This window comes from Roseibium aggregatum, from assembly GCF_014692675.1.
GTDB lineage: Bacteria > Pseudomonadota > Alphaproteobacteria > Rhizobiales > Stappiaceae > Roseibium > Roseibium aggregatum_C.
Genome location: NZ_JABFCZ010000016.1, coordinates 71833 through 88059, shown reverse-complemented (window position 1 = coordinate 88059; position 16227 = coordinate 71833). Strand labels below are relative to the sequence as shown.

At 63.4% G+C, this 16227-nt stretch carries 15 protein-coding genes; 11 read left to right on the top strand and 4 right to left on the bottom strand.

Translation table 11 applies throughout. The features are described 5' to 3' along the window. Nucleotides 1-18: 18 nt before the first annotated feature. Nucleotides 19-291 carry a DUF2061 domain-containing protein gene (locus tag HK439_RS15235; RefSeq protein WP_209011839.1) on the top strand — a complete coding sequence of 91 codons (273 nt, stop codon included), beginning with the start codon at nt 19-21 and terminating at the stop codon, nt 289-291. Here the strand turns inward: HK439_RS15235 and HK439_RS15230 are convergent. Beyond that, nucleotides 244-1578 carry a dihydroorotase gene (locus HK439_RS15230; protein ID WP_190292378.1) on the bottom strand — a complete coding sequence of 445 codons (1335 nt, stop codon included), beginning with the start codon at nt 1576-1578 and terminating at the stop codon, nt 244-246. The two genes, HK439_RS15235 and HK439_RS15230, sit on opposite strands and share 48 nt — an antisense overlap. Nucleotides 1579-1739: 161 nt before the next feature. Here HK439_RS15230 and HK439_RS15225 point away from each other — a divergent pair, with 161 nt between their 5' ends. The 6 genes from HK439_RS15225 to HK439_RS15200 all read left to right on the top strand — a co-directional run bounded on the left by HK439_RS15225 (nt 1740) and on the right by HK439_RS15200 (nt 7137). Next, nucleotides 1740-2633: a YgfZ/GcvT domain-containing protein gene (locus tag HK439_RS15225; RefSeq protein ID WP_190292377.1), complete on the top strand. Its 894-nt coding sequence runs from the start codon at nt 1740-1742 to the stop codon at nt 2631-2633. Between the two features lie 24 nt (nt 2634-2657). Next, entirely contained in the window at nt 2658-3332 is a 675-nt protein-coding gene (locus HK439_RS15220; RefSeq protein ID WP_190292376.1) for a YfbR-like 5'-deoxynucleotidase, read from the top strand. Nucleotides 3333-3393: 61 nt separating this feature from the next. Then, nucleotides 3394-3900, top strand: a complete 507-nt coding sequence (locus HK439_RS15215; RefSeq protein ID WP_190292375.1) for a tyrosine phosphatase family protein — start codon at nt 3394-3396, stop codon at nt 3898-3900. A 32-nt stretch (nt 3901-3932) separates the two neighbouring features. Then, nucleotides 3933-4916, top strand: a complete 984-nt coding sequence (locus tag HK439_RS15210; RefSeq protein ID WP_190292374.1) for an NUDIX hydrolase — start codon at nt 3933-3935, stop codon at nt 4914-4916. Between the two features lie 259 nt (nt 4917-5175). Then, nucleotides 5176-6348, top strand: a complete 1173-nt coding sequence (locus HK439_RS15205) for a cell wall hydrolase (RefSeq protein ID WP_190292373.1) — start codon at nt 5176-5178, stop codon at nt 6346-6348. A 195-nt stretch (nt 6349-6543) separates the two neighbouring features. Further along, nucleotides 6544-7137, top strand: a complete 594-nt coding sequence (locus HK439_RS15200) for a HupE/UreJ family protein (protein ID WP_190292372.1) — start codon at nt 6544-6546, stop codon at nt 7135-7137. Between the two features lie 63 nt (nt 7138-7200). Here HK439_RS15200 and nadC read toward each other — a convergent pair whose 3' ends face one another. The 3 genes from nadC to nadA form a co-directional block, all read right to left on the bottom strand. Beyond that, nucleotides 7201-8064: a carboxylating nicotinate-nucleotide diphosphorylase gene (gene nadC / locus HK439_RS15195; protein ID WP_190292371.1), complete on the bottom strand. Its 864-nt coding sequence runs from the start codon at nt 8062-8064 to the stop codon at nt 7201-7203. Nucleotides 8065-8093: 29 nt separating this feature from the next. Next, nucleotides 8094-9704 (bottom strand): L-aspartate oxidase, encoded by a 1611-nt coding sequence (locus tag HK439_RS15190; protein WP_190292370.1) that lies wholly within the window; start codon nt 9702-9704, stop codon nt 8094-8096. 85 nt (nt 9705-9789) lie between these two features. Further along, nucleotides 9790-10872: a quinolinate synthase NadA gene (gene nadA, locus HK439_RS15185; RefSeq protein ID WP_190292369.1), complete on the bottom strand. Its 1083-nt coding sequence runs from the start codon at nt 10870-10872 to the stop codon at nt 9790-9792. A 395-nt stretch (nt 10873-11267) separates the two neighbouring features. On the opposite strand from nadA, the gene HK439_RS15180 reads away from it, so the two are divergent. From HK439_RS15180 to HK439_RS15165, 4 genes are all read left to right on the top strand, one after another. Continuing rightward, on the top strand, nt 11268-12506 hold the full coding sequence (locus HK439_RS15180) for an MFS transporter (RefSeq protein ID WP_190292368.1): 1239 nt from the start codon (nt 11268-11270) through the stop codon (nt 12504-12506). 162 nt (nt 12507-12668) lie between these two features. After that, nucleotides 12669-13598: a glycine--tRNA ligase subunit alpha gene (locus HK439_RS15175; RefSeq protein WP_190292446.1), complete on the top strand. Its 930-nt coding sequence runs from the start codon at nt 12669-12671 to the stop codon at nt 13596-13598. Between the two features lie 92 nt (nt 13599-13690). Beyond that, nucleotides 13691-14248, top strand: coding sequence for a LemA family protein (locus HK439_RS15170; RefSeq protein ID WP_190292367.1), 558 nt, complete (start codon nt 13691-13693; stop codon nt 14246-14248). Continuing rightward, a complete protein-coding gene (locus tag HK439_RS15165; protein WP_235987925.1) occupies nt 14248-16218 on the top strand; it encodes a DUF2207 domain-containing protein in 1971 nt (656 codons plus the stop codon). Before HK439_RS15170 ends, HK439_RS15165 begins: the two co-directional genes overlap by 1 nt. Nucleotides 16219-16227: the final 9 nt, after the last annotated feature.

Sequence of the window (16227 nt, the reverse complement as noted above, 5' to 3'; positions counted from 1 at the left end):
CACGCGATGGAAACGATGGTGCGCACGGTCGTTAAGGCCGCCACATGGCAGGGGCTCGGCATCCTGACCATGACCGCGCTGAGCTATCCGCAAACCGGATCGCTCACCGGCGCGCTGTCGATCGCGATAAGCGCCTCGGCATCCGGTTTCGTGTTCTACCTGGTGCACGAGAAAATCTGGAATGCGGTCCGGTGGGGCCGGCACCCGGCCCTTTCGTCCCGTTCCGAAACCCCGGCCGCCGTATCAGCCGCGCGGCAGCCCGTCCTGGAAGAGAACGGCTTCGCCGGTTGACGGCGTGGTCAGGTCACCGTCCCACATGACCTTCGTACCGCGCACGAAGGTTCCGACCGGCCAGCCGGTAACCTCCTTGCCGTCATAGGGCGTCCAGCCGCATTTGGAGGCGGTCCATTCATTGCGGATGGTTTCGCGCTTCTTCATGTCGACGATGGTGAAGTCGGCATCATAGCCGACAGCGATCCGGCCCTTGAGCGCCGTCTGGAACAGGCGCGCCGGCCCGGCGCTCGTCATGTCCACGAACCGGGTAAGGCTCAGGCGCCCCGCATTCACATGATCGAGCATGATCGGCACCAGCGTCTGCACACCGGTCATGCCCGACGGCGACGCGGGATAGGGCTTCTGCTTTTCTTCCAGAAGATGCGGCGCGTGGTCGGAGCCGAAGATGTCCAGAATGCCCTGCTCCAGGCCCCACCACAGGCGTTCCCCGTGGCGCGCTGCGCGAACCGGCGGGTTCATCTGTACCAGCGTGCCGAGGGTCTTGTAGGCCTCGTCGGTCAGGGTGAGGTGATGCGGCGTCACCTCGATCGAGGCGATGTCCTTGTGGTCGATCAGGAAGTCGACCTCTTCCGCCGTGGACAGATGCAGGATGTGGATCTTCGCACCGACCTCGCGGGCGATCCGGACCAGACGCTGGGTGCACTGGAGAGCCGCAATCTCGTCGCGCCAGACCGGATGGGAGGTCGGATCGTTTTCCACCCGCAGGCCCATGCGGTCGCGCAGCCGGTATTCGTCCTCGGAATGAAACGCCGTGCGCCGGCGGGTCTTGGCAAGGACCGCACGAACGCCGGCATCGTCTTCCACCAGAAGATCGCCGGTCGAGGATCCCATGAACATCTTGATGCCGGCCGCACCCGGCAGGCGCTCCAGATCCGGGATCTCGTCGACATTTTCCCGCGTGCCGCCGACCCAGAAGGCGAAATCGCAATGCATGCGGTGATGGCCGCGCTTCACCTTGTCGGCGAGCGCCGCCTCGGTGATCGTCAGCGGATTGGTGTTCGGCATCTCGAAGACCGCCGTGACCCCGCCCATGACGGCCGCGCGCGATCCCGATTCCAGGTCTTCCTTGTGATCCAGTCCCGGCTCGCGGAAATGCACCTGGCTGTCGATCACGCCGGGCAGGATGTGAAGGCCGGTGCAATCGACGGTCTCGCCCGCCTGCGCCTTGTCGAAACTCCCGAGACCGGCGATCCGGTTACCGCGGATGGCGACATCGCGAACGCCCTCGCCGTCCTGATTGACCACGGTTCCGCCCTTGAGGATCAGGTCATAGGTCTCGGTCAATTTCGGGTCTCCTGAAGCAGCCAACATGTTCTGACCGGGCTTATACGCGCTTGAACGGCCAAGGACCAGTGTTGGACAGACCGCTTTTCCGGTCTTGCCCAGTTTCGTTCCGGCGACTATCTCCCATTAGAGATAGAGATTTTCAGACAGGACGCCGCCCGATGACGAAACCGCAGTTTGCCATCCTGCCGAACCGCGGCGTGATCCGTGTCTCCGGCCCCGACGCCCATCATTTCCTGCAGAATCTGATCACCGCCGATATGGAGGAGATCGACAACCGCGGAGCAGGCTACGGCGCGCTGCTGACGCCGCAGGGCAAGATCCTGTTCGATTTCCTGATCCTGAAGGACGGTGACAGTTATCTGCTGGACACGCCTGCAGAGACGTTGGCCGATCTTGCCAAGCGGCTCACCTTCTACAGGCTGCGCTCCAAGGTCGAGGTCGTGGATGCAAGCTCGGACCTTGGCGTCTTCGCCTGCTGGAACGGCGCGCCGCCGAAAGATCTGCCCGGCGTTCGGGCCGAAGACCCCCGGCTGGCCGCCCTCGGCTGGCGTGTCATCGGCGAGCCCGAGGCCGTCAAACCGGCACTTGAGGCCGGCGGTTTTGCAGAAGCCGATTATGCCGCCCACCGGATCGCGCTCGGCGTCCCGGAAGGCCTTGCCGATTTCGCCTATTCGGACGTGTTTCCCCATGACGCGGACATGGACCAGCTCGGCGGGGTGTCCTTTTCCAAGGGCTGCTACGTCGGACAGGAGGTGGTCTCCCGCGTTCACCACCGCGGCACCGCGCGCAAGCGGATCATCCGGGTCTCAAGCGAGGCGGACCTGCCCGCTCCAGGCACCGAGATCACCGCGGACGGCAAGGTGATGGGCACGCTCGGCTCTGTTGCCCGAGGCACCGGCGGGACTCAGGGGCTGGCCCTCGTCCGTCTTGACAAGGCGGCCGCCGCGCTTAAGAACGGCACCCCGTTCCATTGCGGTTCGAACGAGGTCACACTGGCTCTGCCCGACTGGGCAGGCTTCGGATGGCCGGAGGATGCCGCCGGGGACGACTGACACCGTTTCCAGGGAAGATCTTTCATGGCCGCAGACCGACCGGACGCCCCTCCCAGAGCCTGGCAGAGGATGTTGTCGGGCCGCCGGCTCGACCTTCTGGACCCATCGCCCCTCGACGTGGAGATTTCGGATATCGCCCACGGTCTTGCCCGCGTTGCCCGCTGGAACGGCCAGACACGGGGCCAACATGCCTTTTCGGTCGCCGAACATTCCCTGATCGTGGAAGACATCGCCCTGAAGCTGAAGCCGGACCTCACGCCCGACTGGCGCCAGGCGGTTCTCTTGCACGATGCGCCCGAATATGTGATCGGCGACATGATCTCGCCTTTCAAGGCGGTCATGGGCGGCGCCTACAAGGCGGTCGAGAACCGCTTGCAAGCGGCGATCCACCTGCGCTTCGGCCTGCCGGCAGAGCTGCCCCAGGCCATCAAGAAAATCGCCAAGCGAGCAGACATCATCTGCGCCTACTATGAGGCGATCGAACTGGCCGGCTTCGATGAAAACGAGGCTGCCAGGATCTTCGGCCGCCCCCGCGGCTTCACGCCGGAAGGCGGCAAGGAGGCCGGACTGGGTCTTTCCCCCATGCCCGTCGCCAGGGCGCAGAAGCTGTTTCTTGAGCGTTTCGAGGAGATCGAAGCGCTGCGGGCAGCGGACGCAAATGCTAAAAATGGGAACAACAGGAAAAAGAAGACAGCCTGACGGGTGACCTTGCTCGCCGAGACAGGTACGATTCGCCCAAAGAACAAATCAATGGATCGCCATGCTCCATGTGTGCTCGCTCTCGCGCCTTCCCGAAACCGTCGAAAAGACAGGCGCAACCCATCTCGTCACCCTGATCAACGCGGACACGCCGGTCCCGACCCCTCCGGGGATCGCGGCAGACCGGCACCTGTTCCTGGGCTTCAATGACATTGTCGACGCGGTTGAAGGACTGACGCCGCCGGCCGAGGTCCATGTGGTCCGTCTCCTGGACTTCGTCCGGGGCTGGGACCGTGAAGCCCCCCTGGTCATCCACTGCTGGGCCGGGATCAGCCGCTCTACCGCCGGCGCCTATATCACCGCCTGTGCCCTCAATCCGGAGGCAGACGAATACGGCCTTGCCGCCCGCCTGCGGGAGCGCGCGCCCTCGGCAACGCCGAACAGCCGCCTGGTCGCCATGGCTGACAAGATCCTGAACCGGGACGGACGGATGATCGACGCGATCCGGGAGATCGGGCGCGGCGCCTCGGCCTTCGAAGGCACGCCTTTCGTGATGCCCATGGACTGAACGACACCGTTCGCACGACGCCGGGAGACCGAATGCCAGACCAGAAAGCAGCGATCGAAATCGGACTCAATGCCGTCATCGTTGCCGTTTCGTCCGGCATGCCCCAGATCGTCGAAGTCAACGACCCGGAGGGACAGGAGCCGGACAGCCTGCCGTTCGGCCCGTTCGACCCGCTGCATCACCGCACGTTCGAAATCGGCCTGAGGACCTGGGTGGAGGAACAGACCGCCCTTCGTCTCGGATATATCGAACAGCTCTATACCTTCGGCGACCGGGGCCGCCACCGGCATATGGGCGATGCCGGGCCCCATATGGTCTCTGTCGGCTACCTGGCGCTGACCCGGCAGACGCCGGATTCGGAAAAGATGCTGGCACGGCACCACTCCGCCTGGCGCTCCTGGTACGACTATTTCCCCTGGGAGGACTGGCGCGACGGCAGGCCCGCACTGCTCGACACCGAAATTCTCCCGGCCCTTCAGGAGTGGGCCAAGGAGCCGCCGCCGAAAGATACGCCGGCACGGGCGCTGAGCCGTCCGGAACGATTGCGTCTTGCCTTCGGCAGCGATCCGACGGTCTGGGACGAAGAGCGCACGCTGGACCGCTATGAGCTTCTGTACGAGGCGGGTCTCGTCCCTGAAGCGCTGCACGACGGCAGGCGCGCCGCCCGGAACCGGGACACCCTGCCGGCGTTCGGACGTCCGATGCGGTTCGATCACCGAAGGGTGCTGGCGACCGCGATCTCGAGACTGCGCGCCAAGCTCAAGTACCGGCCGGTGGTGTTCGAGCTGATGCCGGAAACCTTTACCCTCACCGACCTGCAGAGATCCGTGGAAGCGATCTCGGGACGGCACCTGCACAAGCAGAATTTCCGCCGGCTGGTGGAAAACGCCAATCTGGTCGAGCCGACGGGAGCGACCTCCACGGCCACCGGCGGACGGCCTGCCGCCCTGTTCCGTTTCCGGCACGAAATCCTGACCGAACGCCCCGCCCTTGGTCTTCGTGTCGGCGGGCGCTAGGCTTATTCTTAACCATAAACTGTCAACTCTACGAAGGCCCGGCGCGAATTTCCGCGATTTTCGGCGCCATTAACGGTCTTTCAAGGTTAAGCGGCCAATCTCAATCTCAAGATGGGTTTTTACCCCCTGTTAGTGAGTTCCAGTCCGCGCAGGTCGGACACGCGTAACGAGTTGGAGTTGGCTGCGTATGTCTGGCCGTCCTTACCGCCCCAACGGGCGGTCTTCTTCCCCGGTTGTTCATAGAAAACGCGCAAGCCGCATGTCCTGGCGGCGGCTGAAGCATCTCGCGATCGCCGGTACGTTCGCCTTCGCCTTCCTGACCACGGCAACCGGCGAACAGGACATCATCGCGCTGATCGCGGCGGAAAAGGCGGAAGCGCCCCGCTGGACCATGGCGCTTGAGCCGGCGAATTTCATAACAAACCTGAAGCCGACCCTGTCCCTGAAGACCATCCGGCCGCCTGCCCCCGCTTCCGGCCCCCAGTTCAAGCTGGCCTCGGGTCTCGACGACAGCAAGGGAACGACCATCGGCGGCCTGGACGACATCGTCCGCGACACACGGCCGACCGAACTGCCCGACATTCTCCGGGTCAACAGGTCCGCAAAGGCCGACCGGCTGATCACGATGGCCCCGGACCGGCAGATGGTCGAACAGGCGTCCGGTACGGTCTTTGCCATGCCGAGCCTGATCGACGGCGAGAAGAAAGCCGGCCTTCCGCGTGTGGCTTTCGTCAAACCTCAGCCGCTCGGCAAATCCCATTCGGTTGCAAGCGCCGACGGCAAGACGACGCCCGGCAAGACCGGCGCCCCGATCGATCTGCAGAAGATCATGATGGCCCGCAATGCGGCGGCCGCCAGCTTCTCGCTTGTCTCGGCATACGCGCCTGAATCCGTCCAGGACACCAAGGAACCGTTCAACGCGCTGTTCGGAGCGGCAAAATACGAACAGGACATGCCGCCGCCGGAAGATCCGGAAAACCCGCACTGGTGGGCCCAGCGCCCCCTGCCCCAGTCCGTCTGGGAGCCGAAGCAGGAGCGCTGTCTGGCGGAAGCAATCTATTTCGAAGCGCGCGGTGAAAGCGAAGACGGCCAGGTGGCGGTCGGCCAGGTGGTGTTGAACCGGGTCAAGAACCCGGCCTATCCGGACACGATCTGCGGCGTGGTCTACCAGAACAAGAACAGGCGCAACCGCTGCCAGTTCTCCTTCGCTTGCGACGGCCTTGCGGACAGGATCTCACAACCCGGCGCATGGCAAACCGCCGAACGGATCGCCAAGGACGTCATTGGCGGCAAGCGGTACCTGAAGATGGTCGATGCCTCGACCCATTACCATGCGACCTATGTGAAGCCCCGCTGGGCCAGGGCCATGGTCAAACGCGGCCAGATCGGCGATCACATCTTCTACAAGACCTACGGCGGCAGTTGGAAATAGCCGGACCCAACCGGCAAACCTGAAGCGGGCGTGCCCCACGGGCGCGCCCTTTTTTGCATGCGGCATCGGCTTTCCTCCCGTCCATCAACAGGCGAATGCCCTGTCAGAATTGACAGGCTGCTGCGCCAGCGGTTCTCTGAGGAAAGGCACGATCCGTTCCGGGGTGCCGGATCGACTCAATCAGAGGATCAATCGATGAAATTTCGTTCTCTCTTCCTGGCCGCCGGCCTTGTTCTGGCCAGTTCACCGGCCTTTGCCCACCTGAACCCGGCCGAGCACGGCTCGTTTGCCACCGGCATTTCCCATCCGCTTTTCGGACTGGATCATATCCTGGTCATGGTCGCCGTCGGCCTGTGGGCGTTCCAGAACGGCGGCCGGTCCGTGTGGCTGATCCCGTCGGCCTTCGTCGCGACCATGCTCGCCGGTTTCGGCCTGTCCATGGCAGGCGTTCCGCTGCCCTTCGTCGAGCCGGCAATCATGGCTTCGGTGGTCGCGCTCGGCTTGCTGGTCGCCATGGCGGTCCGCCTGCCGGTTATTCCAAGTGCCGCCATCGTCAGCGTCTTCGCCCTGTTCCACGGCCATGCCCATGGCGCTGAAATCGGCACGGCCGACGAATTGAGCTATGCGGCGGGCTTTGCCCTGGCAACGGCTCTGCTTCACGCATCCGGGATTGCGATCGGCTGGGGCGTCGGTTCGGCTTTGGGGGCCGATACGCAAAAAGGCAGGCTGGTCGTCCGGTCCCTCGGGGCGGTTACCGCCGTTCTCGGACTGTCCCTGTTCGTGGGCTAAGTCGGCACATAAGATTGCGGCGCCGGACCATCCGGCGCCGTTTTTTATTCGGACGATCTCGTTTTAGCGAGCGATCTCGATATCGAGCCCCAGATCGAGCACCGGCGCGGAATGGGTGATCCAGCCGGAGGAAATCAGGTCGACGCCGGATTCGGCAATCGCCTTCACCGTGTCTTCCTCGATGCCGCCTGAGGCTTCGAGCGGAACCCGGCCGGCGGTGATCGCAACGGCTTCCTTGAGCCTCACCGGATCGAAGTTGTCGAGCAGGATCACATCCGGCCCGCAGGCGAGCGCTTCCTTGAGCTGATCCAGCGTATCGACCTCGACCTCGAGCTTCACCAGATGCCCCTTGAAGGCCTTGGCCGCCTCGATTGCCTGGGTCACTCCGCCTGCAACGGCGACATGATTGTCCTTGATCAGGATCGCATCGTCGAGGCCGAACCGGTGGTTCGATCCACCGCCGCAACGCACGGCGTATTTCTCGAACGTCCGCAGCCCCGGCGTCGTCTTGCGGGTGCAGACGATATCTGCCTTCGTATGAGCGATCAGGTCGGCGAACCGGGCGGTCGCCGTTGCAACGCCGGACAGGTGGCCGAGGAAGTTCAGCGCGACCCGTTCGGCCGACAGGATGGCGCGTGCCGGACCGGACATGCGGGCAACGACGCTCCCCTTTTCCAGCCGGTCACCATCTGCGGCGACCGTCTCGAGTTCGACCGCGTCATCCGTGAGACGAAAAGCGCTTTCGGCAAGCGCAAGTCCGGCAAGGACACCCGGCTTGCGCGCCGCAATGACGGCGCTTGCCGTGGCTTCGGCCGGGATCGTCGCCTGGCTGGTAATATCGCCGGCCCGGCCCCAGTCTTCCAGGAGGGCGGCCTTGACCGCCTCCTCGACAATCAGGCGGGGAAGAACGGGAAGCTGGGCGGTCATGGATCTGTCCGTTTCTGGGCTGTTTGTGATCAGGCTGCGGCGACGTCCTCACAGGCCGCCGCTGCGATCGCTTCAACCTCACTCAGTGTGGTGAAGGATCGCCTGGCCTGTGCCGGATCGGTTTCGGGGAAGTCGGAGCGGAAATGCCCGCCCCGGCTTTCGGTGCGTTTGAGCGCGGCGGCGGCGATGATCTTGCCGGCAATCATCATGTTGCGGATGGAAATCCGGCCACAGTCGCGCTCGATCCGGGTGATGGTGGCAAGCGCCTGTTTCAGCCCGGCCGCATCCCGCTCCACGCCGACCAGATTGCTCATGGTTTCGCGCAGGACCGTGATTGCGTCGCGTTCTTCCATGTTGCGCTGGCTGGGCAGTCCGGGCTCGTTGTCGAGCGCATTCCAGTAGGCGCTGCGCGGGGTCGGCATCAGCCCCTGGATATCTTCCGCGATACGGGCGGCGAAAACGACGGCCTCAAGCAGGGAGTTCGACGCCAGCCGGTTGGCCCCGTGAGCCCCGGTCGAGGCGACTTCACCGGCGGCCCACAGGCCGTCGAGAGAGGTGCGCCCGTTCGCGTCGGTCAGGATCCCGCCCATGTGATAGTGCTGGGCCGGGGTGACCGGGATCGGCCGGGTTGCCGGATCGATGCCGGCTTCCGCGCAAGCCGCATAGACGGTCGGATACCGGTCCTTGAAGCTTGCGCCGATGGCCGTCCGGCAATCCAGGAACGCGCCGCGGCCGGCCATGCGCTCACGGTGGATCGCCCGGGCGACGATGTCGCGCGGCGCGAGTTCGGCATCTTCGTGGATCTTCGCCATGAAGCGCTCGCCGGCGGAATTGATCAGCGTGGCGCCGTCGCCGCGCAGGGCTTCCGTTGCCAGCGGCGCCGGGTCCTTGCCGACATCGAGCGCGGTCGGGTGAAACTGCACGAATTCGGCATCGGCGATGACGGCTCCGGCCCGGGCCGCAAGCGCAAGGCCGTGACCGTTCGCCTCGCCGGGGTTGGTGGTCAGCGCATAGAGATGACCGATGCCGCCCGAGGCGAGCACCACGGCCTTTGCCGGAAACGCCATGCGTTCCAGGCCGCCGCGCTTGCGTGCCAGGACGCCGGTGACGTAGCGGCCCTCGGCCATCAGGCTTTCGCCCATATAGCCTTCCATGACCCGGATCGAGGGCGTGTCGTGGACGGTTGCGATGAGGGCATCCATGATGGCCTTGCCGGCCATGTCGCCGCGCACGCGCACGACACGGTTTTCGGAGTGCGCCGCCTCGCGGGAGAGTTCCAGGCGTCCTTCAAGATCCTTGTCGAACGGCACACCATAAGACAGCAGGTCCAGGACCCGGGCCCCGGCCTCGCGGGTCATCTGCTCGACGATCTTTTCCTCACAGATACCATCGCCTGCGGCCAGCGTGTCGTCCCGGTGCTTTTCCGCGCTGTCATGTTCGGAGACGGCGGCCGCGATCCCGCCCTGGGCCCAGGCGGACGACGCCCCCTTGCCGATCGGCGCATTGGTAATCACCGTCACCGGTCTCGGCGCCAGTTTCAGGGCGCAAAAGAGGCCTGCAAGGCCCCCGCCCAGAATGACGACGTCATCGACATCCTTGCCTGCCCGCGCAGGCACGAAATCCTCAAGCGACACGCTCATGGAATTAAGTCCCAAGATAAGCCGGCCTGATGCCGGCTAAGCCCCGGCCGATGCCGCCGGAGACTATACAGCTACAACTTGCAGATCAGCTTTTCAGGTTGATCATGCGCTCGACCGCGATACGGGCCTTCTCGGCCACCACCGGATCGACTGTCACTTCTTCCTTCATTTCAACCAGAGAGTCGAGGATCTTGCTCAGGGTGATCCGCTTCATGTGCGGGCACAGATTGCACGGCCGGACGAACTCGACATCCGGTGCCTCGCTCGCCACGTTGTCGGCCATGGAGCACTCGGTGATCATCATGACCTTTTTCGGATGCTCGGTCTTCACCCAGTTGATCATGTGCGCGGTCGAGCCCGCAAAGTCCGCTTCCGCAACCACTTCGGGCGGGCACTCGGGGTGCGCGATGATCTTCACGTCCGGATCGATCCTGCGGTAGTCGCGCAGCTCCTCTGCGGTGAAGCGTTCATGAACCTCGCAGGCGCCGTCCCAGACCAGAACCTCCACCTCGGTCTTATTGCCAATATTGGCGGCCAGGTACTTGTCCGGGATCAGGAACACCCGGTCGACGCCGAAGCTTTCGACGACCTGGAGGGCATTGGACGAGGTGCAGCAGATATCGCATTCCGCCTTCACCTCGGCCGAGGTGTTCACATAGGTGATGATCGGCACGCCGGGATTGCGTTGCCTAAGCCCGCGGACGTCTTCGGCCGTGATCGATTCGGCCAGCGAGCAGCCGGCGCGCATGTCCGGGATCAGAACGGTCTTTTCCGGGCTGAGAATTTTCGACGTCTCGGCCATGAAGTGAACGCCGCACTGGATGATGATTTCCACATCCGTGCGCGTCGCCTCGATGGCAAGCTGCAGGCTGTCGCCGACGATGTCCGCAACGCCGTGGAAGATGTCCGGCGTCATGTAGTTATGCGCCAGGACGACCGCGTTGCGCTCTTTCTTGAGCCGGTTGATGGCATGGATCGTGGGCGCCAACGCCGGCCATTCGATCGGCGGAATGATGTGCCGGACCTTCTCGTAGACCGGTGCGGTGGCTTCGGCCACTTCGGGCGTATAGTCAAGCGCCGGGCGATCGATCGGCCCGAACCGGTCGATGGCAAGCTCTGCCGACTGAAGCCCCTTTCGAGGGGCGGTTGCGTTCCTGGCAATGGTCATGACGACCTCCCGATATATATATACTCAATTTGAGTATATCTTTGGCAAAAGAAAACGGGCCAAGAGGCCCACACTCTTTTGCTCTGATTGAGTTTATATAAGCGCTTCCCGATCGAAAATCTACCAGGTTCGTCGCCTAAATTTCCAAAAATTCCAATTCCCTATTCTTTTCAGATTGTTACCCTGATCCACGCGACGACCGAACCCGAACCGGTCCGGTTTACCGCCCGTCCGATCAATGAAATGACCCGGCATGTGCCAATCTGGAGTCACCTCCCAATTCATTCAAAACATTTATGGATCAATCAGAAAAAATCGCTTTCTCCTATCCGTCGGCGCGTTTATCGTAAGATAACGATGAATTAGAACGGCCCCGGCCGCAGCTGCAGGATCCCATGAGCGACGATACACTCTACCCCGTGAAAAGCGGCCCCAACGTTCCCCTGGTGATCGTCTGCGGCTGCGTGATCGCGCTGTTGTCCTTCGGTCCCCGTTCGGCCATGGGCTTCTTCTTTCAGCCGATGACCGAGGCCCATGACTGGAGCCGGGAAATCTTCGCACTTGCCATTGCCATCCAGAACCTGATCTGGGGCGCGGCCCAGCCCGTCGCAGGCATGATGGCCGACCGCTACGGCACGTGGAAAACCCTGTCGCTGGGCGCCGTTCTCTACGCGATCGGCCTGCTTTTGATGGCCAATGCGGAAACGCCGATGGCGCTGCACCTGTCCGGGGGCGTCCTGATCGGCCTGGGGATCGCCTTTTCCTCCTTCTCTCTCGTGATCGCCGCCTTCGGGCGGGTGGTGACCCCAGAACAGCGGTCGATTGCCTTCGGCATCGGAACCGCGTCCGGCTCGCTCGGCCAGTTCGTCTTCGCTCCGCTCGGCAATTCCCTGATCGAGGGCATCGGCTGGCAGGAAACGCTGATCGTGTTTTCCGGCCTGCTCATGGCAATCCCGCTGCTGGCCATCGCGCTCAAGGGCCGGCCGCATGCGCCTGCAAGCATGGGCCTGGGCCCCGACCAGAGCCTGACGCAGGCCATGGCGGAAGCCTTCGGCACCCGCAGCTTCATTCTGCTGACCCTGGGCTTTTTCGTCTGCGGCTTCCACGTCGCCTTCATCACCGTCCATCTGCCGCCCTATATCGCCGATCTCGGCCTTGACCCGTCCTGGGGCGCGATTGCGATCGCCCTGATCGGCCTGTGCAACATCGTCGGCTCGCTGATCTCCGGTTACATCGGCGGGCGCTATTCCAAGTCGCATTTCCTGTCGCTGATTTATTTTTTGCGGGCGATCGCGATCACGATTTTCATCCTGGTTCCGGCCTCCCCGCTCACGGTGCTGCTGTTTGCCGGCGCAATGGGCTTCCTGTGGCTGTCCACCGTGCCGCCGACCTCGGGCCTTGTGGCGGTCATGTTCGGTCCGCGCTACATGGCGACCCTGTTCGGCTTCGTCTTCTTCTCCCACCAGATCGGGTCCTTCCTCGGCGTCTGGCTGGGCGGCTATCTCTACGACCGCACCGGGTCCTATGACGCCGTCTGGTGGATGGGCATAGCTCTCGGCCTCTTCGCCGCGGTCGTGCACTGGCCGATCAAGGAGCAGCCTGTCGCCCGGCTCGCCGGACAAGCAGCGGAATAAGGCGGAATAGGCCAAGGGGGGCAGACCTCCGCCCACCGATGCTTGACCTTCCGCCGCCGCCGTGGCACCTGTCGCGCCGACTAACGGCTCCGCTCACGCAGGGCCGGCGACTTCATCCACGCGGAAAAGCTTCTCATGTCGAACGACGTCCTTCCGGCGCACATGCGCCCCCAGAATTCCTTTCAAGGCCTGATCCTGACCCTGCAGCGGTTCTGGGCCGACCAGGGATGCGTCGTGCTTCAGCCCTATGACATGGAAGTGGGCGCGGGCACCTTTCACCCGGCGACCACCTTGCGCTCGCTCGGACCGCGCCCGTGGAAAGCGGCCTATGTGCAGCCGTCACGCCGGCCGACCGACGGGCGCTACGGCGAAAACCCGAACCGCCTGCAGCACTATTACCAGTTCCAGGTGATCCTGAAGCCCTCGCCCGCCGACCTTCAGGACCTTTACCTGAAGTCCCTTTACGCCATCGGCCTCGACCCCTCCGTCCACGATATCCGCTTTGTCGAGGACGACTGGGAAAGCCCGACGCTCGGCGCCTGGGGTCTCGGCTGGGAATGCTGGTGCGACGGCATGGAAGTCTCGCAGTTCACCTACTTTCAGCAGGTGGCCGGCTTCGAATGCTCGCCCGTGTCCGGTGAGCTGACCTACGGCCTGGAGCGCATCGCCATGTATATCCAGGGCGTCGATAACGTCTACGACCTGAACTACAACGGCCGCGACGGCGACGAGAAGGTCAGCTACGGCGACGTCTTCCTGCAGGCCGAACAGGAATATTCCCGGCACAATTTCGAACATGCCGACACGGAGATGCTGTTCCGCCACTTCAAGGACGCGGAAAACGAATGCAAGGCGCTGCTCGATGCAGGCGCCAAGGCCCGTGAAGACGCCGGCGCGCCGGTGCATCAGGTGGTGCTGCCGGCCTACGACCAGTGCATCAAGGCCAGCCACGCCTTCAACCTGCTGGACGCGCGCGGCGTCATCTCCGTGACCGAGCGCCAGAGCTATATCCTGCGTGTCCGCGAGCTGGCGAAAGCCTGCGGTGCGGCCTTCCTGGAAACGGAAGCCGGCGGCGTCGGTTACCAGGGCTAATCGACCTGACAGTACCGTTAGGCACCCTTACGGATGACAATTTTACGCTGAGCGGCTAGCCTTCGCGAAAATCGATTGCGGAGCACGCCTTCATGACGACCTGGATCATCCTCGGCCTTCTGGTTCTGATCGCCCTTTATGTCATCTACCTCTACAATCAGCTCGTCACGAAACGGCAGATGGTGGAAGAAGGCTGGAGCGGCATCGATGTCCAGCTGAAGCGCCGCGCCGACCTCATTCCCAACCTTGTCGAGACCGTGAAGGGCTATGCCGCCCACGAGCGCGGAGCATTGGAAGAGGTCACGGAGATGCGAGCCCGGGCAGCCAATGTCGCGCCCGGCGATGTGGCAGGCCGGGCCCAGGCGGAGGGCATGCTGTCCCAGGCGCTCGGACGGCTTTTTGCGGTGGCCGAGGCCTATCCGGATCTGAAGGCCAGCACGAATTTCCAGGACCTCCACGCCTCGCTCGACGGAATCGAAAATGCCCTACAGATGGCGCGACGCTATTACAACGGCGCCGTGCGCGCCCTGAACGTCATGGTCGAAAGCTTTCCCTCCAACCTGATCGCATCGCAGTTCAAGTTCGAGAAGCGGGAGTATTTCGAGATCGAGGACGACGCCGACCGGGCCGTTCCGAAGGTCAGTTTCTGATGAGGCTGACCATGCCGGGCTTCCGTGTCTCCCGCCAGCTGGCACTGCTTGTCGTCGGCTGCCTCTCCTTCTTTGCAGCGCTCGGCCACGCTGTCGCCGACGAGCGTATCCTGAATTTCGACTCCACCATCGTGGTTGCCCATGACGGGACCCTGACGGTTACGGAAAAGATCACCGTCACGGCCGAGGGCCGCAACATCAAGCGCGGCATCTACCGGGACATTCCGCTGACCTTCGAAGACGCGAACGGCCGGGAGAAAAAGGCCGGGTTCGAACTTCTGGAAGTGCTGCGCGACGGCAGCCCGGAACCCCATACGTTGAAATCCTCCTCCGGCGGCGTGCGCATCTATATCGGCCAGTCGGACGTCTTTCTTCGGTCCGGCACCTACACCTACACGCTGAGCTATGAAACGACCCGGCAGGTCCGGTTTTTCTCCGATCATGATGAAGTCTACTGGAATGCCACGGGCAACGAATGGGCGTTTCCGATCGACAAGGCCGAGGCGCGCGTGATCCTGCCGGCAGGCGACAGAGCCACGAAATGGACCGCCTATACCGGCTCCTACGGCGACAAGGGGTCCGCCTTCACGGCAACCCCGGAAGCGGGCGGCAACAGTATCCTGTTTGAAACGACGCGCGGGCTCGGACCGCGGCAGGGATTGAGCGTTGTCGTGGCGATGCCGAAAGGCGTCGTCGCGCCGCCGACGTCCGAGCAGGAAGCGGCCTATTTCCTGATGGATTACCGGGCGGAGATTATCGGCAGCATCGGCGTGTTGCTGGTCCTTGCCTATTATCTGATTGCCTGGTGGCAGGTCGGCCGGGATCCGCCGAAAGGCGTGATCTTCCCACGGTTCAAGGCTCCGGACGGCATCTCGCCGGCGCTTGCCAACTACGTCACGAAACGGGGCTTTGGCGATGGCGGCTGGACGGCGCTTTCGGCCGCCTGTCTGAACCTCGCCGTCAAAGGCAGGCTGGTGCTGGAGGCGCCCGGCGATACGGTCACGCTGGTTCCCAGACCGGAAGGCAATCCGAAACACGCATGGGATGACCCCCTTCCAAAAGGCGAAGCCGCCGTCAATCGTTGGCTGCGGAGCCGGGGGAGCCCGCTCACGATCAACAAGGACAACGGCAAGTCCGTTCAAACGCTCGGAAGCAAATTCCGGTCCGCGATCGAGGATGAGAACCGGGCACGGTACTTCAAGAAGAACTGGGGCTACGTGGTTCCCGGCGCAATCCTCAGCGCCCTGGCGGTCGTCGCCCTGGTCGCCTTCGGCAATCTGTCCGAGGCCCAGATCGGATTTCTGATACCGGTTCTCGTCATCGGGATTTTCCTGACCGTTTTCTCGGTGAATTTCGGCAAGATGTTTCGACGCTCCGGCAACATCGTCGCGAAGGTTGCCGCAGTCTTCATGATCTTCGGCTTCGGCATGTCCATTCTGGTCAGCGCGGTTCCGATGCTGTTCAGCGGCGCCGGTGGATTGCCCCTGCTTCCGGTGCTGGCCGTGGCGCTTGTTGCCACCAATCTCCTGTTTTACTTCCTGCTGGGCGCTCCGACCGTTATCGGCCGCAAGGTCCTCGACGAGATCGAAGGCCTGAAGCTCTATCTGTCGGTTGCCGAAAAGGACCGGATGAACATGGAAGGCGCTCCGACAATGAGCCCTTCCCATTTCGAAACGCTTCTGCCCTATGCGGTGGCGCTCGGCGTGGAAAAGCCCTGGTCCGATGCATTCCAGGCGTGGCTGCTGACGGCAGCCGGAGCCGCGGTTGCAGCCTCTTATGCGCCGACGTGGTACTCCGGCCACGTGTTCGACGCCCATAACATCGCCGGCTCCATGAAGGATGTGACCAGCGCCATGGCGGGCACCTTCAGCACCTCGCTGCCCGCGCCGAAGTCGTCGAGTTCGGGCTTTTCCGGCGGCGGAGGCTTTTCAGGCGGCGGCGGTGGCGGCGGCGGCGGCGGCGGCTGGTAGCCGGCCCGC